At 62.2% G+C, this 21,215-nt stretch carries 21 protein-coding genes and 1 tRNA gene; 9 read left to right on the top strand and 13 right to left on the bottom strand.

Features of this window, described 5'->3' with window-relative positions:
• Positions 1–22: 22 nt before the first annotated feature.
• Positions 23–877, bottom strand: a complete 855-nt coding sequence (locus M1R55_RS05265) for an isoprenyl transferase (RefSeq protein ID WP_249393656.1) — start codon at positions 875–877, stop codon at positions 23–25.
• Between the two features lie 134 nt (positions 878–1,011).
• Positions 1,012–1,338, bottom strand: coding sequence for a hypothetical protein (locus M1R55_RS05270; RefSeq protein WP_249393657.1), 327 nt, complete (start codon positions 1,336–1,338; stop codon positions 1,012–1,014).
• A gap of 205 nt (positions 1,339–1,543) precedes the next feature.
• Here M1R55_RS05270 and M1R55_RS05275 point away from each other — a divergent pair, with 205 nt between their 5' ends.
• The 4 genes from M1R55_RS05275 to tmpR all read left to right on the top strand — a co-directional run bounded on the left by M1R55_RS05275 (position 1,544) and on the right by tmpR (position 5,471).
• The gene (locus M1R55_RS05275; protein WP_249393658.1) at positions 1,544–2,461 is read left to right on the top strand and encodes a DMT family transporter; all 918 of its coding nucleotides are present in this window, start codon (positions 1,544–1,546) and stop codon (positions 2,459–2,461) included.
• Positions 2,458–3,981: an ABC transporter permease subunit gene (locus M1R55_RS05280; RefSeq protein ID WP_249393659.1), complete on the top strand. Its 1,524-nt coding sequence runs from the start codon at positions 2,458–2,460 to the stop codon at positions 3,979–3,981. Before M1R55_RS05275 ends, M1R55_RS05280 begins: the two co-directional genes overlap by 4 nt.
• 330 nt (positions 3,982–4,311) lie before the next feature.
• On the top strand, positions 4,312–4,722 hold the full coding sequence (locus tag M1R55_RS05285; protein WP_249393660.1) for an NUDIX domain-containing protein: 411 nt from the start codon (positions 4,312–4,314) through the stop codon (positions 4,720–4,722).
• Between the two features lie 2 nt (positions 4,723–4,724).
• Positions 4,725–5,471, top strand: coding sequence for a bifunctional dihydropteridine reductase/dihydrofolate reductase TmpR (tmpR, locus tag M1R55_RS05290; protein ID WP_249393661.1), 747 nt, complete (start codon positions 4,725–4,727; stop codon positions 5,469–5,471).
• Positions 5,472–5,565: 94 nt separating this feature from the next.
• Here the strand turns inward: tmpR and M1R55_RS05295 are convergent, their stop codons facing one another.
• Positions 5,566–5,757 (bottom strand): hypothetical protein, encoded by a 192-nt coding sequence (locus M1R55_RS05295; protein ID WP_249393662.1) that lies wholly within the window; start codon positions 5,755–5,757, stop codon positions 5,566–5,568.
• A 129-nt stretch (positions 5,758–5,886) separates the two neighbouring features.
• Between M1R55_RS05295 and dnaE the strand changes: the two genes are divergently transcribed.
• Both dnaE and M1R55_RS05305 read left to right on the top strand, forming a co-directional pair.
• Complete coding sequence (gene dnaE / locus M1R55_RS05300; RefSeq protein ID WP_249393663.1) at positions 5,887–9,897, top strand: DNA polymerase III subunit alpha; 4,011 nt, start codon at positions 5,887–5,889, stop codon at positions 9,895–9,897.
• Positions 9,894–10,403 carry a hypothetical protein gene (locus M1R55_RS05305; RefSeq protein WP_249393664.1) on the top strand — a complete coding sequence of 170 codons (510 nt, stop codon included), beginning with the start codon at positions 9,894–9,896 and terminating at the stop codon, positions 10,401–10,403. Before dnaE ends, M1R55_RS05305 begins: the two co-directional genes overlap by 4 nt.
• Before the next feature lie 200 nt (positions 10,404–10,603).
• On the opposite strand, the gene M1R55_RS05310 is transcribed toward M1R55_RS05305, so the two are convergent.
• From M1R55_RS05310 to M1R55_RS05320, 3 genes are all read right to left on the bottom strand, one after another.
• Positions 10,604–11,683: a type IV pilus twitching motility protein PilT gene (locus M1R55_RS05310; protein ID WP_249393665.1), complete on the bottom strand. Its 1,080-nt coding sequence runs from the start codon at positions 11,681–11,683 to the stop codon at positions 10,604–10,606.
• Between the two features lie 104 nt (positions 11,684–11,787).
• On the bottom strand, positions 11,788–12,378 hold the full coding sequence (locus M1R55_RS05315) for a DinB family protein (protein ID WP_249393666.1): 591 nt from the start codon (positions 12,376–12,378) through the stop codon (positions 11,788–11,790).
• A 5-nt stretch (positions 12,379–12,383) separates the two neighbouring features.
• The gene (locus tag M1R55_RS05320) at positions 12,384–12,989 is read right to left on the bottom strand and encodes a 5-formyltetrahydrofolate cyclo-ligase (RefSeq protein ID WP_249393667.1); all 606 of its coding nucleotides are present in this window, start codon (positions 12,987–12,989) and stop codon (positions 12,384–12,386) included.
• Between the two features lie 71 nt (positions 12,990–13,060).
• On the opposite strand from M1R55_RS05320, the gene M1R55_RS05325 reads away from it, so the two are divergent.
• A complete protein-coding gene (locus M1R55_RS05325) occupies positions 13,061–13,792 on the top strand; it encodes an HD domain-containing protein (protein ID WP_249393668.1) in 732 nt (243 codons plus the stop codon).
• 43 nt (positions 13,793–13,835) lie between these two features.
• On the opposite strand, the gene M1R55_RS05330 is transcribed toward M1R55_RS05325, so the two are convergent.
• The 3 genes from M1R55_RS05330 to xseB form a co-directional block, all read right to left on the bottom strand.
• Positions 13,836–13,911, bottom strand: a tRNA-Lys gene (locus M1R55_RS05330).
• 252 nt (positions 13,912–14,163) lie between these two features.
• Positions 14,164–14,838 carry a 1-acyl-sn-glycerol-3-phosphate acyltransferase gene (locus tag M1R55_RS05335; RefSeq protein WP_249393669.1) on the bottom strand — a complete coding sequence of 225 codons (675 nt, stop codon included), beginning with the start codon at positions 14,836–14,838 and terminating at the stop codon, positions 14,164–14,166.
• A gap of 153 nt (positions 14,839–14,991) precedes the next feature.
• A complete protein-coding gene (xseB, locus tag M1R55_RS05340; protein ID WP_249393670.1) occupies positions 14,992–15,279 on the bottom strand; it encodes an exodeoxyribonuclease VII small subunit in 288 nt (95 codons plus the stop codon).
• A gap of 40 nt (positions 15,280–15,319) precedes the next feature.
• Between xseB and M1R55_RS05345 the strand changes: the two genes are divergently transcribed.
• Both M1R55_RS05345 and M1R55_RS05350 read left to right on the top strand, forming a co-directional pair.
• Positions 15,320–16,018, top strand: a complete 699-nt coding sequence (locus M1R55_RS05345) for a flavin reductase family protein (RefSeq protein ID WP_249393671.1) — start codon at positions 15,320–15,322, stop codon at positions 16,016–16,018.
• Positions 16,019–16,247: 229 nt separating this feature from the next.
• Entirely contained in the window at positions 16,248–17,186 is a 939-nt protein-coding gene (locus tag M1R55_RS05350; RefSeq protein WP_249393672.1) for a pseudouridine-5'-phosphate glycosidase, read from the top strand.
• Positions 17,187–17,230: 44 nt separating this feature from the next.
• On the opposite strand, the gene M1R55_RS05355 is transcribed toward M1R55_RS05350, so the two are convergent.
• The 4 genes from M1R55_RS05355 to M1R55_RS05370 all read right to left on the bottom strand — a co-directional run bounded on the left by M1R55_RS05355 (position 17,231) and on the right by M1R55_RS05370 (position 21,209).
• A complete protein-coding gene (locus M1R55_RS05355) occupies positions 17,231–18,253 on the bottom strand; it encodes a hypothetical protein (RefSeq protein ID WP_249393673.1) in 1,023 nt (340 codons plus the stop codon).
• Between the two features lie 165 nt (positions 18,254–18,418).
• Positions 18,419–19,180 (bottom strand): AIM24 family protein, encoded by a 762-nt coding sequence (locus tag M1R55_RS05360; RefSeq protein ID WP_249393674.1) that lies wholly within the window; start codon positions 19,178–19,180, stop codon positions 18,419–18,421.
• A 344-nt stretch (positions 19,181–19,524) separates the two neighbouring features.
• On the bottom strand, positions 19,525–20,388 hold the full coding sequence (locus M1R55_RS05365; protein WP_249393675.1) for an SDR family oxidoreductase: 864 nt from the start codon (positions 20,386–20,388) through the stop codon (positions 19,525–19,527).
• Entirely contained in the window at positions 20,385–21,209 is an 825-nt protein-coding gene (locus M1R55_RS05370) for an NAD(P)/FAD-dependent oxidoreductase (protein WP_249393676.1), read from the bottom strand. Before M1R55_RS05370 ends, M1R55_RS05365 begins: the two co-directional genes overlap by 4 nt.
• Positions 21,210–21,215 lie beyond the last annotated feature (6 nt).

Below are 21,215 nucleotides of genomic sequence, written 5' to 3' on the forward strand. Positions count from 1 at the left end.
GCTCCCGTCTCAATACCTCTATTCAGCGCCCAAACCGCCGTTCCCGCCCCTGAAAATCGCGCAGGGCACGCAGGAAATCCACGCGCCTGAACCCCGGCCAGTACACGTCGCAAAAGTAATATTCGCTGTATACACTCTGCCAGAGCATAAAGCCCGACAGCCGGATCTCACCGCTGGTACGAATAATAAAATCGGGGTCGGGCGTGTCGGCGGTGTACAGATGGGCACTGATGTGATCCGGCTCCAGAGCGTCGGCGGCCTGCTCCAGCGTCAGTCCAGCTGCGGCCTGTGCTTGCAGGTGCAACTTCACGGCGTCCACGATCTCTTCCCGGCCCCCGTAGCCCACCGCGATATTCAGGCGCATGCCGTCGTAGCCAGCGGTTTTTTCTTCCAGGTCTTTCAGGGCGTCCAGCACCTGCGCCGGGAACGCGTGGTGCTGCCCGATGGCCCGCACACGCACGCGGTTGGCGTGAATGCGCGGGTCTGTAGCGAGGTTGCGGGCCTCTCGCTCCAGCAGACTCAGAATATGAGCCAGTTCTTCTGCGTCGCGCCCGGCGTTGTCGGTGCTTAGTACCCAGATGGTGGCGGCGGGAATGCCCAACTCCAGGCACCATTGCAGCACTTCATGGGCTTTGTCGGCCCCGAAGGAATGCCCCACCTCGCGCTGAACTCCGGCGGCGCGGGCAAAACGGCGGTTGCCATCCAAGATCAGGCCCAGATGACGCGGCAGCTTGCCATGCGCCTTCACTTCGCGTGCCAGACGCTGTTCGTAACCCCACAGTAAGGCCCCACGCGCCGCGCTCCGACCTTTTTGGGCGGTGGTCAGGGCCATCGTGAGGGCGCTGTTTTTCGGTTTGCCGTCCGTGCCGTTGCTCATAGGCAGGTCACGGGAGAGGAGGCAAACCGAGAGTGAAGAACCGGGGGCGTGCAGGAACCAGACATCGCTCCGCAGTTTACCGCCGCCGCCCGCCTACAACCGTCCGCCAAAAGGGGGGCAGATGAAGGCCTGGTTTACGTGTCGGAATTGCGGTCTACGCCACTGGCCCCCATCTGATCGGCGTCGCTGCCCTCTCCGGTCGGGTTCAGCATGCCGCTGTTGTCCATCTGCTTGGCGGGGTCGCTCTGGCCCGCGATTCCGGTGGGCAAGCCCTGCTGGTGCTGCTCGACCACGTTCTCGGTGGCCGCCGCATCTGCCGCCGTGCCCGCGCCGCCCTGCATGCTGGGATCCAGGTTGGTGTTGGCCCCGTGCGTGCTGGTGGCGTTTCCGGTGTGATTCTCCATCGTCTCGGGAGTGCTGCTGGTGGTGCTTGGGGTGCTGCTCGGTTTGCCTTCGCCCATGAGTGGTGCCTCCTATGTGTTGCTTGAAATCGTGCTGTTTGAGTTGGTGGTCTTGGCAGTCTGGCGCGTGCGGCGGCGCGTCGGATGGGGGCGGCATTGATGAGGTGCTTACGCAGCCGCCCCCACATGTCCAATCAACTGGCTCGTCCCCCCAACCGGAACGCCCGCTGCCCCCGGATTTGCGCCTATGCTCTAGGCTGACGCCGTGACTGTTCCCGTGCCGCCCACTGCTCCTGCTCGTCCGTCTCCGGCCCTGGATTCGTTGTCGTTGGCCGCCATTCTGGTCACCATCGTGTTCTGGGCGTCGTCGTTTGCGGGCATTCGCGCAGGGCTGGAGGCGTTTTCGCCGGGGCATCTCACGCTGTACCGCTTCTTGGTCGCCAGTGCTGCACTGGGCATATTCGCGCTATTCACGCGCATTCCGCTGCCGCCCCTGCCTGATCTGGCCCGCATCGCCCTGCTCAGTTTTTCGGGCATCACGCTGTACCACATCTGCCTGAATTACGGAGAAGTCAGCGTGCCCGCCGGAACCGCCAGCCTGATTATTGCGGCGGGGCCAGTCATCACGGCACTCTTGGCGACCCGTTTCGGCAACGAGCGGCTGAATCTGGTGGGCTGGATCGGCACCCTGATCAGCTTTTCGGGCGTGGCCCTGATCGTGCTGGGCAAGGGCGAAAGCGTGAACTTTACGCAGGGCGCCCTGCTGATTCTGGCCGCCGCGCTGTTTACCAGCCTGTATTTCGTGTTCCAGAAACCCCTGCTGGCCCGCATGAAACCGCTGCACTTTACGGTCTGGTCACTGATGCTGGGCACCATTCCCATGCTGATCTTCCTGCCCGGATTCGGCTCCGAGTTGGCCCGCGCACCGCTGGCCGCGCATGTGGCCGTCATTTACATCGGGCTGTTTCCGGCGGCGCTGGCCTATATCACTTGGTCGTTTGCGCTGTCGCGGGTGGGGGCCAATACCACCGCGTCGTTCCTGTATGTCAGCCCGGTGCTGGCCATCCTGATCGGCTGGCTGTGGCTGAATGAGGTGCCTGGAGTTATCAGTCTGGTGGGCGGCGCGATTTCCATTGCGGGCGTGATTTTGGTCAATACGTTGGGCAAGCCGAGGAAGGCATGAGCGTGTCCGCGTTCCCATCCAGCCACACAGTGTCTACCGACACCGCACCCATTCAGCTAGAGGATGTGACCGTGCGCCTCGGCGGCGAAACTGTGCTGTCGGGCGTCACGCTGGATGTGCGGCGCGGCGAGTTTCTGGCAATCATCGGCCCCAGCGGTGGCGGCAAAAGTACCCTGCTGCGCGTGATCGCGGGCCTGCTGAAGCCGCAATCCGGGCGGGTCGAGGTGTCGTCGGCCCCTGCCCTGGTCTTTCAGGATTACCGATTGCTGCCCTGGCGTTCTGCGCTGCGGAATGTGCAGTTACCGCACGATCTGGGCGTGGGAGACTTGGGCAAGGAGGGCGGCCTCAGCGCCCGCGAAGCCCTGCATCTGGTGGGCATGGACGCCTACGCCGACTATTTTCCGGCGCAGTTGTCGGGCGGCATGCGGGCGCGGGTGGCGCTGGCACGGGCGTTGGCCCAGAGCGGCGATGTGCTGCTGCTGGACGAACCGTTTGCCGCCCTGGACGCACTGGTACGAGAACGCTTCAACGCCGAATTGCGCCATCTGCACGAGAAAACGGGCCGCACCACCGTGCTGGTCACGCATTCCATCCGCGAGGCCGCCACACTGGCTGACCGGGTGGCCGTGCTCAGGGATGGGCGCATCGTGGATATTCTGGACACCCGCATCAAAGCCGTGCCGCCCGCCCCCACTGCCACAGAGGGCCGCCTGCGCGACTTGCTGGGCACCGGAGACAGCACCCGGATTCGCGCCGAGCGCCCACCACCCAAACCCCGTTTTCCCTGGGCACCCGCCGCCGCGCTGCTGGTGGGCCTGCTGGTGTGGGAAATCGCGGCCCGCGCCATCGGGGTGCCGCTGCTGCTGCCCGCGCCCGCGCATGTCTGGGGCGAGCTTCTCAAAACACCCGCCGAATTTGCCGAAGCGACGTGGGGCACGGCCCGAATTGCTCTGCTCGGGGCGTTGGTGGGCGGCGTAGCGGGCATTCTGATCGGCTATCCGCTGGGCAAACGGCCCGGTCTGGAGCGGCTGCTCAGTCCGTATGTCATCGCCTCGCAAAGTACACCCATCGTGGTGCTGGCCCCGCTGCTGATCACCTGGTTCGGCTTTACCCTCATTCCCGCCGTGCTGGTCAGCGCCCTCAGCGCCTTGTATCCCATCATGATCGCCACCATTGTCGGCGTACGCGAGGTAGACCGCACCTATCAGGAACTGTTTCTGAGCCTGCGGGCCAACTTCTGGCAACGCCTGACCCGCCTAGAATTGCCCGGAGCCCTGCCCGTGATGCTAGGCGGCCTGCGCCTCTCGCTGAGCCTCGCCCTGATCGGCGCGGTGGTCTGGGAATTTGTGAGCAACCAGAAGCCGGGGCTGGGCTTTCTGGTCAATCAGGCGCGGGCCTACTACCAGACGCCCCGGCAGTTTGCGGCCATTGCCCTCCTGATCTTGCTAGGTGTGGCGCTGTATCTAGGTGTAACAACGCTGGAACGCCGGGTGATGCGTCGGCGGGGGCGGGTGGGGTAGGCGGTCAGGTTTTACTAAGGGTCAAGAGGCTGAGGGGCTAAGGAAGGGCGCAAGGGCAAGCCTCTGCGCTCACTCACGCCATTCCTCTGTGAGAAAGGGGCCACCCAGCAACTGAACCCCCCCATACGAACCTGCTCTGATTCCCGAACATCCGTAAGGGCACTGGATGTTCGTCCATCGCTGCCAGCTCGTACTCTTTGCCACTCGCTCCGCTCGGATGATTCTCACGAATCATCGCAATTTGGTATTAGACCCTTAAACCCTTAGACCTAGCCCCAGATAGCCACATTGCCGACAGACCGCCCCACCAATGCGGCTACCCTAAGCAGCATGGAAAGGCCGCTGGTGTGTGTGGGTGCGTTGGTGTGGGGGCCAGATGGCCGGGTGCTGCTGGTGAGAACCACCAAATGGCAGGGCGCGTGGGGCGTGCCAGGCGGCAAATTGGAGTGGGGCGAAACGCTGGAAACTGCCACCAGGCGCGAGTTTTTAGAGGAAACGGGCCTCGTTTTGCAGGAGGTGCGCTACGCCCAGACGCAGGAAGCTGTGTTGTCCGGGGAGTTTCACAAGCCCTCGCACATGCTCCTGATCGATTTTTTTGCGCGGGCCGACACCTTCGATATTGCGCCTAATGAAGAAATAGAGGCTTGGGCATGGGTGGAACTGGCCGAGGCCCACACCTACCCGCTGAACTCGTTTACACGCACGCTGATTGATCTGGCGCTTCAGCAGAGGGAAGTGTGACTGTGACCACAACAACTGCCCGCACAGGTACGGCGCTGGTCACGGGTGCGGCACGCGGAATTGGGCGGGCGCTGGCAGTGGCGCTGGCCACCGAGGGCTTCAACGTAGCGGTGCATTACCGGGGCAGCGAATCCGATGCACAGGAAACGGCGCAGCTGTGTGAACTGGCGGGTGAGATGGCTGGCGTGCAGGCTGTCATTCTTCAAGCCGATTTGACCCAGCCCCAGCACGCGCGGGAATTGGTGCAGCGGGCGCACGCCACGTTGCCCGGTTCGCCGCTGGCCGTGCTGGTCAACAACGTGGGCAACTACGTACATAAGCCTCTGCTGGACACCACTGACGCCGACTGGGCCGACATGCTGGGCAGCAACCTGACCGCCACGTTTGCCACCTGTCAGGCCGCCGCGCCGCTGCTGCGCGAATCGGGCTATGGCCGGATCATCAATCTGGGTTACGCGGGGGCAAGCAATCTGGTGGCCCGCCCCGGCATCGTGCCCTACGTGATCGCCAAAGCGGGCGTGCTGCACCTGTCGCGGGCGTTGGCCGTCACTTTGGCGGGCACAGGCGTCAGCGTGAATGTGGTGTCGCCGGGGGTCATCGAAACCAGCATCAGCCAACCCCTGCGCGAGATTCCCGCCGGACGCCCCGGCACAGTGGCCGAACTCGTAGACGCCGCGCTGTATTTTGTGCGGGCCAGCGACTACGTGACCGGGCAAGAGTTGGAAGTGGCGGGGGGCTGGAATCTCTGAGAGCGGTGAGTGGGAAGGGCGTCTAAGAGTTGAGGGTCTAAGAAAAAAACTGCAACGCCATTTATTCTCTTAGCTCTTCTCCCCTCGCACGCCCTCAGCGTCCCTTCTCTGCCTTCCAAGTCCCGCCGTATCTATATTCCGAATTCCCTTCTTCGGCAGCGCGGCGGCAGGGCGGGCACAGGAAGACCCAGCCTTCTTCCTCTTTCCGAATAACTCGGTACATCACGGGCGACGGTTGGCCGCACTGGGCACAGGGTTTTTCTCGCACGCGGTGGGTGGCGGGCATGGCTCCAGCATAAGCAGGCCGGGGTTTGGGCGGGATGTGAACCGAATTCATGGCAATTGAACTGGCCTGGGCGTTCGTCAAGTTCCCACGCCACTGAAACCGCGCCCGCCTTGCGCCTAGACTCGCCGCATGACCGCGCCCGATCTGGCCCCTAAGTTTCACATCCACCTGCCGGACGGCTCCTGCTGCACCCCCGAGACACCTAAACTGCCCCGGTTCGCACACCTGCACCAGCACACGCAATACAGCCTGCTGGACGGGGCCGCCAAGCTGAAGGACTTGCTGAAGTGGGTCAAGGAGATCACGCCGAATGACCCCGCCTGCGCCATGACCGATCACGGCAACATGCACGGCGCGGTGCATTTTTACAACTACGCGGTGGGCATGGGTGTGAAGCCGATTCTGGGCTACGAGGCCTACGTGGTGCCCGGCTTCGGCACGCGCCGCGACAAGAAACCCGGTGTCAGCGGCGAGAAAGGGATTTTTCACCTCACGCTGCTGGCCCGCACCTTCGAGGGCTATCAGAATCTCTGCCGCCTCAGCTCTCGCGGCTACACCGAGGGCTATTACTACAAGCCCCGGATTGACCATGAACTGTTGCAGGAGCATTCCAAGGGCGTCATCGCCTTTTCCGGCTGCCTGGGTTCCGAGGTTCAGCAACTGCTGATGCACGGGCGCGAGGCCGAGGCGCGGGAGCGGATGCTGTGGTACCGCGACCTGTTCGGCGAAAACTATTACATCGAGATTCAGAATCACGGCATCGACCATCAGGCCCGCATCAACCCGATTCTGAAGGCCTGGGCGCAGGAACTCGGCATCGGCATGGTCGCCACCAATGACGGCCATTACGTGAAAAAGGAAGATGCCTCGGCCCACGATACGCTGCTGGCGATTCAGACCAAGGCCATGCTGGCCGACGAAAACCGCTTCCGTTTTCAGTGCGACGACTTTTACGTCAAGACTCTGGCTGAAATGCAGGTGGCCCTCCCCGTGGCCGAATGGGGCGAGGAACCTTTCGACAACACCGCCCGCATCGCCGCCATGTGTGATGTGGAATTGCCCGTCGGCAACAAGCGCGTGTACCAGATGCCCGCCCTGCCCATTCCGCAGGGCCGCACCATGTCCGAGGAACTGCGGGTGCAGACCTACCGGGGCACGGTCAAACGCTACCCGGCGCACGCCACCGAAAGTTTGCTCCGAGATTACGCGGTGCGGTCTCTGGCCGAATTGGGAACGGTGGATGCGGCCCGAGTGTTGGCCCGTGTAGACGGCTGCGACGCCACCACCTGCGACCTAGAAACCCTGCTGACGCTGATTGCCTTTCTGGGTAGCGAGTGGGAAGCACGCGGCAAGGCGGCAGGCGAGAAATACACGCCCTATCTGGCGCTGGAACGGATGGAAGCTGAAGCCGGGGCGGGAACGTTGCCTCAGTACGCGCACGAGGATTGCCGCAGAGCCCAAAACCGCAATTCAGACACGTCCATAGAGCTCGATCCCACTGCCGACGACTCCGAAACCACCCGCGCCCACCACCAGCACGCACTGACCATCCTGCGCCGGGCCGAGTACGAACTGAGCGTCATCAATAACATGGGCTTCCCCGATTACCTGCTGATCGTGGCCGATTACATCAACTGGGCCAAGGATCAGGACATCAGCGTGGGGCCGGGGCGCGGGTCGGGCGCAGGCTCACTGGTGTGCTACGCCATGCGGATCACCAACCTCGATCCCCTCGAATTCGATCTGCTGTTCGAGCGGTTTCTGAATCCTGACCGAATCTCCATGCCCGATCTCGATATCGACTTCAACGACGCCCGCCGCTTTGAGGTCATTCAGTACGTGCAGGACAAGTACGGCGAGGATAAGGTGGCGCTGATTTCCACCTTCGGGACGATGGCGAGTAAGGCCTGCCTGAAAGACGTGGCCCGCGTGATGGGGCTGGAATACGCCAAAGTCGATAAGGTGAGTAAGCTGATTCCGATCAAGTTCGGCAAAAGCTACTCGCTGGAGCAGGCCCGCGAATCGGTGCCCGACATTCAGCAACTGCTGGTCGACGACGCGCAACTGCTGGAAGCCTACGAGTTCGCGCAGAAGTTGGAAGGCCTGACCCGTCACGCCTCGGTTCACGCGGCGGGGGTGGTTATCGGGCGCGACAAACTGACCGACCTCGTGCCTGTCATGCGCGACACGTCGGGCGTGGGCATGGTCTGCCAGTACGACATGAAGGCCGTGGAAGACATCGGCCTGATCAAGATGGACTTTCTGGGCCTGCGAACCCTGTCTTTTCTGGATGAAGCCAAGCGCATCATGCGGGAATCACAGAAGATCGAGATCGACTTCGACGCCATTCCCTTCGACGACGAAAAGACCTTTGAGTTGCTGAGTCGGGGCGACACCAAAGGCGTATTCCAATTGGAAGGCGCGGGCATTGCCGACGCGAGCCGCCGCCTGAAGCCCCGGCGATTGGCCGACATTATCGCCCTGAGCGCTCTCTACCGCCCCGGCCCGATGGAAAACATTCCGACCTATGTGCGCCGCCATCACGGTCTGGAGCAGGTGGATTATGTGCGCGACGGCTTTCCCAACAGCGCTCAGTGGCTAGAGAAAATCCTGGCGGAGACCTACGGCATTCCTGTGTATCAGGAGCAAATTATGCAGATCGCCTCGGAAGTGGCCGGATTTAGTCTGGGCGGAGCCGACCTGCTGCGCCGAGCGATGGGCAAGAAAGATACGGCGGAAATGGCTAGGCAGCGCCAGATTTTTGTAGATGGCGCAGAAATTAATAAGGTACCGAAGGAAGAAGGGAATAAACTCTTCGACTTGCTGGATGCGTTTGCAAACTACGGCTTCAACAAGTCACACTCAGCGGCTTACGGCGTCATCAGTTACCAGACCGCGTGGCTGAAAGCAAACTACCCCGTCGAGTTTATGGCAGCCCTCTTGACGGTAGAGCGCCGCGATTCCGACAAGGTAGCCGAGTACGTGTCTGACGCCCGCAAGATGGATGTGAAGGTCTTGCCACCAGACATCAACCGGTCTAACGCCGATTTTGCGGTGGCAGGCGAGGAAATCTACTTCGGCATGTACGCCATCAAGGGCTTGGGAGAAGCGGCGGTGCTCAGGGTTCTGGACGAGCGCGAGCGGGCCGGAACCTTCAAATCTCTGGCCGATTTCTGCTCGCGCCTCGGCAGCAAGGTGTGCAACCGCAAGGCGTTGGAAAGCCTGATCAAGTCGGGGGCCTTCGACCTGTTTGGCGAGCGGCGGCAATTGATGGAAAGCTTGGAAGACGCGATGGAAGACGCGGCTGGCACAGCAGAAATCAACGCCCGCGCCCAGAGCGGCATGAGCATGATGTTCGGCACCGAGGAAGTGAAAAAGGAGCGCCCCCTCAGGACGGGCGTGGATGCCTACACCGACCTTCAGCGCCTCGCCATCGAGAAAGAAGCGTTAGGCCTGTACATTTCCGGCCACCCGCTGGAGCAGCACGAGGGTCTGCGCGAGGCCGCAAGTTGCCGCATCAGCGACCTAGATGCCTGGTTTACGACGCAGAAGGTGGCCCCCGGCAAACGCATCAAGGCTGTACTGGCGGGCATGATCGAGAGTGTGGTCAAGAAGCCCACTAAATCAGGCGGCATGATGGCCCGCTTCATCTTGGCCGACGAGTCCGGGCAGACCGAACTGGTGGCCTTTTCCCGCGCCTATGACCGCATTCAGGACAAACTGGTGAACGATATGCCCGCGCTGGTGATCGTGGAACTGGAGTCGGAAGACGGCGGCCTGCGGGCGATTGCCGAAGAAGTGGTGAGCGTGGAGCAACTGGGCGAAGTGCCCAAAGTCATGTACGTGACCATAGACCTTGAAACTGCTAGCCCCGACGCAGTGGGTGAGTTTCAGAGCGTGCTGGACGAACACGCGGGTAATATGCCGACCTACCTGCGTTTAGAGACGCCTGAACAGTTCGTGGTCTATCAGTTAGATCACGCGATGGGCAGCCCGCAGGCCATTAAGGTGCTGAACCAGACTTTTCCCTGGGCCGATGCTTATCTTGCCTACGATCAGCAAACGATTCTGGGACGGTTCGCGCCCAAGCCGCCCGCATGGATGAACAAGCAGGGCGGCGGGCGGGGCATGCAGGCTTGAGGGAAATAAATCAGCAGTTGGCCGATGAAGCCCTGACGTGGGGCTGGATGATGTGGGTGGGCTTGGCCTCGTGGACGGACATTGTTCCTTGGGCCGATGGCTGGATCATGCAGCTTGAGCATGGGCGGGACGAACTTACCGAAATCAGTCTGTATGCCCGCGCCCATGACTCTGATACGGCTCAGGCGCTCCGTGATCTGGCGCGGGCTGGACAGCCAGAAGAGGCGGCTAAATTGCTGGTGGAGCGGATGTTGACGCGGCTTGATGCGAGTGACAACCCTCATGAGTTGATTTACCGCCTCTATCAATTAAGCCAGATGGAATTAATGTCTGAGTTTGAACGGCCCTACGCTCTCCTGCCCGAAGAATTCAGCGACGCCATCTATGGTTTAGACCATCACCGTGAGAGTATCGACCCTGAACACGGCTGGCTGCAAAGAAATGCTGAAATAGATACGCTCTGGCTTAGACAAGAGGCACAGTCAGTCGTCTCAAAGTTGATTTAACTCAAATCCACGTCTGAGTCTATATTTTCAGCTGGCTCACCTATACTTTCAGCTCCTGGCATTTCATCCTAACTGCTGAAATCCCGCTCTTGTTGCGGTGGCTATTCGCGCTTAATCGGGCCTTGCATCAAAATCAGGGCAGAGTAGATTGAGTCGCCGGTCATACGACAGCGTAACAGCTTGAAAACTCCCCTCCACTCTTAGGCAAACTGCCGGGTCATCAGCAGCAATTTCAACTCGTGCGGACTCGTCGCCGTGTGCATGGCGTCTTCCTCGCTCATCAGGCCTGTGGAGACCAGTTCAGCCAGGTGCTGATCGAAGGTGTGCATCCCGCGCATGCCGCCCTCTAACAGGGCCTGCTTGATTTCCTCGGTGCGGTTGGGGTCTTTGATGCACTCGCGCACGGTGGGCGTACCCAGCATAATTTCCATGCCCAGCACACGTCCGCCGCCCAACTTGGGCAAGAGGCGTTGGCTGACCACACCCACAATCGTTTCCGACAGGCCCAGCCGGATTTGCTCGCGCTCGTGGGGGGCGAAAAAGTCGATGATGCGGTTCACGGTTCGCACGGCGTCCTGGGTGTGCAGCGTCGAGAAGACCAAGTGCCCGGTCTGGGCCGCGCTCAGCGCCGCTTCTACCGTCTCCTTGTCGCGCATCTCGCCAATCAGGATCACGTCGGGGTCCTGGCGCATGCTGGCCCGCAGTCCGGCGGCAAAGCTGAGGGTGTCGCTGCCCAATTCCCGCTGGGAAATCAGGCCTAATTTATCGCTGTGCATGATCTCGATGGGGTCTTCCAGCGTCACGATGTTCACGGGCTGGGTGGCGTTGATGTAGTCGATGATGCTGGCCAGCGTGGTGGTTTTGCCGCTTCCGGTTGGCCCAGTCACCAGCACCAGCCCGCGCTCGTGGCCTGCCAGAGCCTCGAAGGTGGCGGCGGGCAGGCCCAATTCAGCAAAGCTGGGAATCGGCTTGTTCTCGATGACACGCATGATCAGGCCCACCGAACCGCGCTGGTGGTAGGCATTCACGCGGAAACGGGCCACACCGGGCACACCGTAAGCAAAATCGGCGTCGCGGCGGGTCTGAAAGTCTTCCCACATGCCGGGACGCGGCATCATTTCGGTGGCGAACCCCTCCACGTGTTCGGGCGTCAGGCGGCTCTCACCAAAACGCCGGATTTCGCCGTTGATGCGGCCAGCAGGCGGACTTCCGGCCCGCAAGTGAATATCACTGGCCCCCTCACGAACCATCACGCCCAGCAGTTCCTTCAGCACAGTCATGCCCTGCACAGTAGCGGCGGGCGTCTTACAGCTTTCCCCCACTTAGAGGGGTGAGGGGGGTAAATTTGAGTCCTCCTCTCTCCACACTCTCCCTTGGCTCTGTCCTAACTGGGGCGGCCTGCTTTCAGCTTCCGGCTCTCTATGTCAGCGTGCTGGGTCAGGTATTGCAGCCAACCTTTGGCGGTCAGGGGGCCAAAATCGTTGTGTTCTATTTTCAGGTCGTCGTCGGGTGCCGCCGTATGTAACTCGCGGGCCAGTTCCACGCTGCGGGCGCGGGTCTGAGACAACAGGTCTTGCAGTTCGCTGAGGGTGGCCTCACTGGGCGGGCGGTAGGGGCTGTACTCGTCGCGCTCGTAGGGACGCTGGCCCAGCGCCACGCGCAGGCGGTTCTGGCCCCAGCGTTCGATGCCGATCATGTGCGCCAACACGTCCCGGTTGCCTGCGGTATCGGCGGCGCGGCTCGCCCGCCCGGTCAGCATCATGCCGCCGCGCTCCAGCCCCTGCCCCAGACCGGCGTAACTGGCATTGCGGGCGGGCCGTTCTATCAGTTGCGCGGCCACCAAGCCCTTGACCTGCTGGCCCACGCCTTCGCCGTCTTTGCTGCGGCTGCGGGCCAGTAGCGCCGCCACACCCACGGCCGCCACCGTGACCACGACAGGAACGATGGGAAGGGTAGGAGTGGGTTTGGAGGTCATGCCTGTCAGTCTAGGCGGTCTGCCCCCTGCGCGGAAGACTCCGCCGTGTCTATTACCCCACCCGGCGTCCCGATCAGCGCCGCGTGCGAGTCACCGGGGCAGGGCAACTGGCCCCGCAGCATCAACCCGTGCGCCAGGGTGAACTCCGGCAAGTCCAGATGCAGGCCGCGTGCGCCCCAGCCGAAGCCTCTGCCCACTCTGCCGCCGCTGTGGTCTGCGGCCACACACGCCAACACCGCCGCCTGTGCGCCTTCCGGTTTTAGCTTCGGCTCGCCGTGTACCGCCATTTTGGACAGGTTCGCGCCCCCAACATCGGTGATTCTCCAGTACCAGCCGTCTTTTTTCAGGTTGGGGACATACAACGTGATGCCCGATTGCAACGCCAGCTTTCGCAGCGGCATCAGCACCCGGTCTGGCCCTACGATCAACGTGTGCAGCGGCGCAACCCTTGGGTGCTTCAGCATATGTTTGGCGGCCTCCCGCGCCCCGGTAAAGTTGGGATGGTGGCCGTGCCGCGGCAGCGGAAACGCACACAGCCGTGCCCGCTCCAGCGCGTCCCAAACAGCGGTGCGGTGTGCGCCCGCTGTCGTGGTGGGTGTGGAAGCGGTCATCGGTACAGGGAGCATAGCGGGCCGGGGCAAATCTGCACCCTGCCCCCAGCAAGATTGCGTAGGGTAAAGCCGTGACTTTTCCTCTGACAGAAAAATTTACCGAGGCCCTGCAACTGGCGCACAAATGGCACTTTGGCCAGAATCGCAAAGGCACGCAGACGCCCTATTTGTCGCATCTGCTGGGCGTAGCGTCGGTGGCGCTGGAATTTGGCGCAACGGAAGCCGAAGCTATTGCCGCGCTGTTACACGACGCGCTGGAAGATGGGCCGGAAAATTTGACGGCGGATAAGAACGACCGGGAGAAGGTTCGCAAGGATTTGGAGACTCAAATTCAGGCCAAATTTGGTGCTGAAGTAGCTGCCCTCGTGCGCGGAGCCACGGAAGAAACGCCGCTGGTAAACGGCCAGAAACCGCCTTGGGCTGAGCGTAAACTGGATTATCTCGCCAAACTGGGTCATGAGGGAGCCAGTTCGCTCTTGGTCAGTGCCGCCGACAAGCTGCATAACGCCCGCACCATCCTGACCGACGTGCTGACCGAAGGCACGACGCCTGAAGCGCGGGAAGCCTTCTTTAGCCGTTTCAGTCAGGGCCGAGAGGGAACGTTGCAGTATTACCGCCTGCTGGCCGACGCCTACAGGCAGGCGGAGGGTGCGGCGGGGCGACTCCGTCTACAAGCCCTCTTTGCCGAACTGGAACGTACGGTATCGGCGCTGGAGGTGGCGTGCGGTGTCACGCCGGATGAGGTTCGGGGATATGCGCTGCTGCGTCCTGCCAGTTCTGACGACGCACTAGGGTTCATCTAACTAGAAAGAGGCCCCCGTCATAGCGTTGACGGGGGCTTATCGGTGGTGGATCGTGTAGGAATCGAACCTACAACCCGCTGATTAAGAGTCAGCTGCTCTACCAATTGAGCTAACGATCCAGAAAACCTTGCTTTGCACAGGAACTGTCTAAAAAGAGACAGGGCGAAAGGGAGTATAAGGATTGCCCCCAGCCCTGTCAAGGCGGCCTAAACAGCGTCTACTCTATTTCGGCGGGGTGCCCAGCACGGCGGCGCTGAGGCCGAGGCCAACGGACGGGCGGTGGCTGTGTTGATCGGCAGGGCCGAGACGACGGTACGGGAATCATGGGGAATCCGTAGAACAGACACGACGCCCCAGCGCCCCAAACTGCCCTAAACCTTCTCCCCCACCGGTTGAGCCAACTCTGCCAGCCTTTCGCCCACCTCTACAGTCAGTGCCTTGATGCCCCCACGCGATGGCAACGGCGGGCCAAAGCGCACGATCCAGCGCCGCCCGACCCGGCTGATACCGACAGGCAAAATTGGGGCGCGGCCTTTGGCGGCGATCAGCGCCGCACCGCCGTGAAGCTCCCCGCCGCCGCGTGTGCCTTCGGGGAAAATGCCGACTGTGCCGCCTGCCGCCAAAATGCGTAGGCTGGTTCGCACGGCCTTGACATCGCTGATATTTCGGTCTACCGGATAGCTGCCACCTGCCGTGATCAGCGGCCCGGTAATGGGGCCAAACAGTTCTTTTTTCGCCATGAACTGCATATAGCGGCCCGGCGGCAGGGCGCGGGCGATCAGGAACGGGTCTAGGCCAGAACGGTGATTGGCGGCCACCACCAGCGGCGTTCCGGGCGGCGGCACATGCTCGCGCCCGTGCACCTCTAGGCGCATGCCGCTGAGCAGTACGGGCAAATAAGTAATGTCGACAACAAAACGGTACACGCGGGGATTGACCACCGGGGTCAATTCCGATTCTTTGGGCTTGGGGGCCGGGGATGAAGCAGTGGGCGCAGGATGGGCGCGGTCAGCACCCAAGTGTTGAGAAGGGGCGGCGTCGCTCATAGGGGCAGCATACCCGTGCTAGGCGGTTTCGTCTTCCTTATTCGGACTGCGTTCCACCCAGACCTGGAGTAACGCTGGGGGTTCCACACCGCCTGGCCCGTATTTTTTCTCCCCACTTTGCCAGTTGGTCTAAAAACTCAACACAGGAAGCGTTCAGTAAGGATCATCCCTAGCGTCGTCCGGGTCTTCTTGCTCTGAGCTTTCTTGCTCTGGGCTGTCCTCATCGGCATCTGCCCCGGCCACTTCCGCGCCCCAGCTTCCGGTCAGCACCGCCCGCACGGCCTCTATGCGCTCATGGCAGGCGGCGTAGGCGGCTTTGGCTTCCTCTAACAGCGGCAGTACACGGTCTAAGTCGGCCTCGCCCGATTCCAGTTCGGCGGCAATCCGCGACAATTTCGCGTAGGCGTCGCGGTAGGCCAGAGGGGAAGAAACGTCAGGCATAGGCCAGATTCTAGCGCCGCAGGGGGTTAGGCTGAACGCTATGTCCGCCGATCCTCAAGACTTCGTGCCCCCCAACTACACACTCAGCAACCTCACACCCGAAGACTTCACGCACTTTGACCTGACCGCGCTGCCTGCCGCTGCCTGCTACAAGCTGGTCACAGGGGTCGTGGTGCCGCGCCCGATTGCGTGGGTCAGCACGTTGGGCGAGGGCGGGCATGTGAATCTCGCGCCTTACTCCTTCTTCGGCCTGATGGGGTCAGACCCGCCCGTCGTCGCCTTCGCCCCCGGTGACAGAGCAGACGGCGTGCCCAAAGACACCGCGCTGAATATTGGCTCTGGCGGCGAATTTACGGTGAATCTGGTGTCGGCGGAGTTGGCCGCCACCATGAACGCCACCGCCACCGACTTTCCGCACGGAGTGGGAGAGGCGCACACGCTGAATGTGCCGCTAGCAGACGGCGTGAAGGTGCGTGTGCCCCGTGTGGCTGCCAGTCCCGCCGCGCTGGAATGCCGCGAAGTGCAGACCATCCTGATTGGCCGCACCCGAATTATTCTGGGCGTGGTACTGGGCGTCACCCTCCGCAGCGACGCCGTGCAGGACGCCGAACGCCACCACGTAGACACCAATGCCCTAGACCTGATCGGACGCATGGGCGGGCGCGGCAGCTACGCCCTCACGCGGGAAACGTTCGTGTTAGACCGGGTGAGTTACGCGGAGTGGGAGAAGCGTCAGTAAGAACATGGTGGGTGGAACGTGGGAAAAGCGCGGGTGGGCAGAAAGATCAGACTTTTTAGTTCTGAACTTTGAAGCAACCCTAGAGATTCATTTCACATCTCCACGATCCACGATCCACGATCCACGATCCACGATCCACGATCCACGATCCACGATCCACGATCCACGATCCACGATCCACGATCCACGATCCACGATCCACGATCCACGATCCCTCTACACTTCCCCTATGACTTCCTCCCCCATCCGAACCACCCATCCCCTGCTCGATCTTCACCCCGAAGTGGCCGAGGCGCTGGCCGCCGGAAAAGCTGTAGTGGCGCTGGAAAGCACCATCATCAGTCACGGGATGCCCTACCCGCGCAATGTGGAGATGGCACGCGGCGTGGAAGACCTGATCCGCGCCGGGGGAGCCGTGCCAGCCACGATTGCCGTGCTGGGGGGCCGCCTGAAAGTGGGCCTGACGCCGGGTGAACTGGAACTGCTGGCCACCGACAAAAACGTGCAGAAAATCAGCACCCGCGACTTGCCGGTCACGGTGGCGTTGGGCGGGCATGGGGCCACCACCGTCGCGTCTACCATGCGAATTGCGGCGCTGGCGGGCATCCGGGTGTTTGCCACGGGCGGTACAGGCGGCGTCCACCGGGGCGGCACCCAAACGCTGGACGTGAGCGCCGACCTGATGGAACTGGCCCGCACCGACGTTTGTGTGGTCAGCGCGGGTGTCAAAAGTATTCTGGATATCGGCCTGACGTTGGAATATCTGGAAACGCAGGGCGTTCCGGCCATTACGCTGGGCAGCGAGGAATTCCCGGCCTTCTACTCGCGCTCCAGCGGCTTCCGCTCGCCCCTGACCGTGAAGACGGAGGAAGAAGCCGCCCGCGTGCTGCACGCCAAATGGTCGCTGGGCATAGGCGGAGGCGTGCTGCTGGCAAATCCGGTTCCTCTGGACGCCGAGATTCCCGCCGCCGACATCACCCCGCACATAGAGCAGGCATTGGCCGACATGGACGCGCTGGGGCTCACAGGCAAAGACACCACGCCGTATCTGCTGGGCCGCATCGTGGAAATTACCGGGGGCCGCAGCCTGGACACGAATATTGCGCTGGTACGCCATAACGCGGCAGTGGCGGCGCGGGTGGCGCGGGCGTATGCGGCTCTGCGCTGAGGCGGAACGCAAAAGCGTCTAACACGGAGTCAGACCTGAAAAGCTCAGCGCACAGAGGTCAAGGTCAGTACACTGCTCCCGCCCAATTGCAACGAGAAATTGACTTCTCCGGCGTCCTGCCCTTCCGGAGCCGTCAATTTGCCCTTCACTTCGGCGGCGTAGCTTTCGGTGCGGGTGGCACTGACAGGCAACCCATCGGGCCGCACGCGCAGTTCTCCGGAAAGGCTGTAGTTGCTGAGGGTCGTGGTCAGGTTGGCGCTCTGCCCGGTCACGATCTGCTGGCCCTGCACGATCCGGGCGGTGCGGCTGAAGACCAGTAGCCCGCTCTGTACGCCTTCAAAGCGGAGTTGCTGCTCCACGCTGATGGCCTGCGTTTCGCGGTTGCCCGTGCCCAGGCCTGCCAACGGATTGCTGGGCTTCAGGGTTTTGGTGCGCGTAAAGACTGTGCCGGGGGTCAGGGGTTTGCCCAGAATTCCAAATGCCGCCGGATCGAAGTTGGCAAGCAGATCGGCGTGCAGGGCGGCCAGCAGCGTATTCAGATTGCCCAGAATGCCCGCCAACGGGTCGGCATTTTCGGGCGATTCGTCGGGCTGGAAGATGAGCGTGGCACTCGCTCCCAACGTTCTCACGGAGCGCAGCGTCAATGGCTCTGCCCCCTCATCGGTCAGAATGGAGGTATACAGCAACTTGCCGGGCGTCCCCGCAGCGGGCAGCACCTTCACAAACTGCTTGAACGGCTGCACCGTCTCGCCCGAACGCGATTTCAGAGCCGTCTGAAACTGCGCCTGTGCGTCTTTGGCCTCGGCTTCCGGCACGCCCGTCAGGACAAAGTCGCCGCCGGTAAACGTGACCCGCGTGACCTCGTTGCCCCGGTATTCGCGCACCGTGCCGACTGGGGCCGTGAGGGTGATGGGCATGGTGGGCAGCGTTGATGCAGCGGGTAATGTGAATGCCTGCCGAACGGGTCTAGGCGGCGTGGCAGGAATGCTGCTCTGGGCCACTGCCGGAGCAAGCGGGGCCGAAGCAAACGACAGGGCCACAGACAGGAGCAACAGGAAACGGCGCATGCTGAAAGCGTAGCGCCTGCCTGCTGAACTAAGTTCCTCGCCGTAAAGCTTTAGCTTTACCGAGCGGAGCGAGAAACGAAGAAAGTACGGTGCCCTGGGAATGGAGCGGTTCCGGTGATGTTCTGGAAACGCGCAATGTTAAGTGCGCCGTACTTAAGGCTCTGTTCAGGCCAAGCTACCTGCGCTGATGTGGGTCGGTGTCAGGAACACCTGCCCCGGCCCCTGCAAGGTGTACACGAAGCCTTCTCCGCTTCGGGCGGCGTTACGAAGGCCCTTTACGAGTGCGCCCAACTGCGGGTTCATCGTGCCCGTGTACATCAGCATCATGTCGCCGTCTACGGTCACGGTTTCGCCCGCCTGCACGTCCAATACTTCTACTTCATGCACGCTGACCGGGCACTCGATCACAAACAGGCCCTCACCGTCCAACCGGGGCTGCATCAGGCCGTTGCCGCTCATGGCACCTTGCACCTTTTTATGCGTGTGGGTGCTGAGTTTTAGTGATCCCTGCGCGGCGTAGTAGGCGCGGTCATCAATGAGCATGCTGTCCTGGCCTTCCATGGTGGCAAAAATAAAATGCTTGTGCGTCGGCTCTGTCCACACTTCACCCGTACCGCTGACCCGCGTGCCAAAGGCCGATTCGCCGCTGCCTGCTCCCCGCACGGCACGGCTCAGAAAGCCGCCCTGCTGCTGCTGCACCACGCTAAAGCTCAGGCGGCCCTGTGCATAGGACAGGATGCCCGGTTCCAGCGTCACACTGTCGTTGTTCAGCGTAAATTTGACCTGTCGCTGCCCCGTGTCGGCATAGATTTCGCGGAAGTGCGGTTCCGGACTCTGCACGAGTTGATCGGTGACGCGGCATATGGCGTACAGCTCGGCCTTCAGCCCCCCGTAACTCTCCTCACTGATCTTGATGCGGTAGCTCACCCGGCCAGGATAACGCAGCGAGATAATGGAGGAACGGGAAGCCAACATTGCTGCTGGTCGAGGCGACAAGATTTGAACCTGCGGCCCCTACCAACCTAGACGGAGCCGTCACGGTCTGTGCCTGTTCTTGCTCAATCTGCGTCTGAGACACACTCTTTGACGCTTGCCTCTACAGGCCTTTCCCCGATTGCCCTGCTCTGTCCCAGTCCTGTAGCAAGCGACACTGTGCTCAAAAAGAGCGACTGGCACGCGAAAGAGGCAGCATTCCGAATCTGAAAAGACAGCCTATAGTTCAAAATTTGTGGATCTAGGCTTTGAGGCTCTCAGCTTCCTGCCCGTGACGCCTACCTAGTCTCCCCCCTGACATCCGCCCCACTGCGGCGGGCCATCAGTGAACCTAAGATTCCCCAGTACGTGCCGGGCAACAGCCGCGTCAGCACGTCCAGCACTTTCGCGTCGCTGCCGACCAGCACACGCGGCGTCCGGCGCTCGGCAGCCCGCAGGATGATGGTGGCGGCTACCGCCGGGTCGAGGCTCAGCACCCGGTTCATGGCCTCCTTTCCGGCCTCGGCCTCCGCTGCACTCGTCCCCGGCGCAGTCAGGGCGTTGTTGGCGATGTTTGTCCGGACGCCCCCCGGATGCACCACCGTCACACCGATGCCGCGTGGGGCCAGCTCATGCCGCAGCACCTCGGAAAAGCCCCGCACCGCGAACTTACTGGCCGCATAGGCACTCTGCCCCACCGGGCCAAGCAGCCCGTACAGGCTGGACACATTCACGATCTGCGGGAAAAGCTCCGCACTCAGGGCAGGCAGAAAGGCCTTGACCAGCGCCACCGGAGCGCGGAAGTTGACGCTCTGCACCCACTCGAACTGCTCCAGCGTGATCTGCTCGAAGGTGCCGCCGAGGGCCACGCCCGCGTTGTTGATCAGCAGCGTGACGCGGCGGTGAACGTGCAACACGTCGTCGGCAAGCTGCGGAATCTCGGCGGTGCGGCTGAGGTCGAAGGTATGCGCTGTGACGCGCAGCCGGGGGTGGGCCTGCCCTAGGTCGCTGGCAAGCCTAGTCAGGCCCGCCTCGTCCCGGTCAATGAGGGCAAGGTGGCTGCCCTGCCCAGCCAGTTGCAGGGCCAGCGCCCGGCCAATCCCGCTGGCCGCGCCCGTGACGACAGCGACTCCCCCCTCAAACGTGTACGGCGGCAAGTTCATGCTCTGGCCCGCGCTCTGGACAGCAGCGGCAGCAGGCGCACCGGGCTCAGCTGCCCCCGGTACAGCGCTGGGTCGAAGTGCCTTAGCGCCCTGCGAAAGCTCGCCGCACGTTCGGGCCAGAGGGTGCTGTTGCGGCCCGTATCGTCGAGGTAATAGGACGTGCAGCCGCCCTGCACCCACACCGACTTGCTCAGCTTGTCCTGAAGGGCTGCGTTGTAGGCCGCCTGCGCCTGTGGGGTCGGCTCCAAACTGGCAAGGTGAGAAGCGTCCATATACGTCAGAGCGTCCAGAATGTACCCGATCTGCGCCTCGGCGATGTACACGATGCTGTTGTGCCCCAGCGCGGTGTTCGGCCCGACGATCATGAACAGGTTGGGAAAGCCCGCGATGGTGGTACCGTGCAGCGCCTGCATATGCGGGTTCCAACCCTCCATCAGCGAGCGCCCACCCGCCCCGAAAATAATCCTCGCCACCGGGGGATGCGTGGCGTCGAAGCCCGTGCCGCCGATCAGCACATCGAATTCGCGCTCTTTGCCGTCCTGCGTGACGATGCGGCTGCCGCGTACCTCCCTGATGGCGTCGGTGACGAGTGCCACGTTGGGCTGCGTGAGGGCCGGGTAGTAGTCGTCGCTGACCAGAATGCGTTTACAGCCTGCGCGGTAGGTCGGGGTCAGCCGGGCACGCAGGGCTGGGTCGCTTACCTGCGCTGCCAGATGCTTGCGCCCGATGGACTCGGCGGCCTTGCGAAACCGTTCGTTCGTGAACGACAGGAACCGCGCCTCCGCGACACCGAACAGCCATTGCCGCTGAAGGCGCTGCACCAGCGG

This window comes from Deinococcus sp. QL22 (genome assembly GCF_023370075.1).
Lineage (GTDB): Bacteria > Deinococcota > Deinococci > Deinococcales > Deinococcaceae > Deinococcus.

What these genes read in the sequence shown, in the direction of transcription:
- M1R55_RS05285 (WP_249393660.1), top strand. Translation starts at nt 4,312, where the DNA reads ATGGAAAGGCCGCTGGTGTGTGTGGGTGCGTTGGTGTGGGGGCCAGAT.
- xseB (WP_249393670.1), bottom strand. Translation starts at nt 15,279, where the DNA reads ATGCCTGACGTTTCTTCCCCTCTGGCCTACCGCGACGCCTACGCGAAA.
- M1R55_RS05265 (WP_249393656.1), bottom strand. Translation starts at nt 877, where the DNA reads ATGAGCAACGGCACGGACGGCAAACCGAAAAACAGCGCCCTCACGATG.
- M1R55_RS05270 (WP_249393657.1), bottom strand. Translation starts at nt 1,338, where the DNA reads ATGGGCGAAGGCAAACCGAGCAGCACCCCAAGCACCACCAGCAGCACT.
- M1R55_RS05310 (WP_249393665.1), bottom strand. Translation starts at nt 11,683, where the DNA reads ATGACTGTGCTGAAGGAACTGCTGGGCGTGATGGTTCGTGAGGGGGCC.
- M1R55_RS05335 (WP_249393669.1), bottom strand. Translation starts at nt 14,838, where the DNA reads ATGAGCGACGCCGCCCCTTCTCAACACTTGGGTGCTGACCGCGCCCAT.
- M1R55_RS05315 (WP_249393666.1), bottom strand. Translation starts at nt 12,378, where the DNA reads ATGACCTCCAAACCCACTCCTACCCTTCCCATCGTTCCTGTCGTGGTC.
- M1R55_RS05280 (WP_249393659.1), top strand. Translation starts at nt 2,458, where the DNA reads ATGAGCGTGTCCGCGTTCCCATCCAGCCACACAGTGTCTACCGACACC.
- M1R55_RS05365 (WP_249393675.1), bottom strand. Translation starts at nt 20,388, where the DNA reads ATGAACTTGCCGCCGTACACGTTTGAGGGGGGAGTCGCTGTCGTCACG.
- dnaE (WP_249393663.1), top strand. Translation starts at nt 5,887, where the DNA reads ATGACCGCGCCCGATCTGGCCCCTAAGTTTCACATCCACCTGCCGGAC.
- M1R55_RS05350 (WP_249393672.1), top strand. Translation starts at nt 16,248, where the DNA reads ATGACTTCCTCCCCCATCCGAACCACCCATCCCCTGCTCGATCTTCAC.
- M1R55_RS05320 (WP_249393667.1), bottom strand. Translation starts at nt 12,989, where the DNA reads ATGACCGCTTCCACACCCACCACGACAGCGGGCGCACACCGCACCGCT.
- M1R55_RS05295 (WP_249393662.1), bottom strand. Translation starts at nt 5,757, where the DNA reads ATGCCCGCCACCCACCGCGTGCGAGAAAAACCCTGTGCCCAGTGCGGC.
- M1R55_RS05355 (WP_249393673.1), bottom strand. Translation starts at nt 18,253, where the DNA reads ATGCGCCGTTTCCTGTTGCTCCTGTCTGTGGCCCTGTCGTTTGCTTCG.
- M1R55_RS05345 (WP_249393671.1), top strand. Translation starts at nt 15,320, where the DNA reads ATGTCCGCCGATCCTCAAGACTTCGTGCCCCCCAACTACACACTCAGC.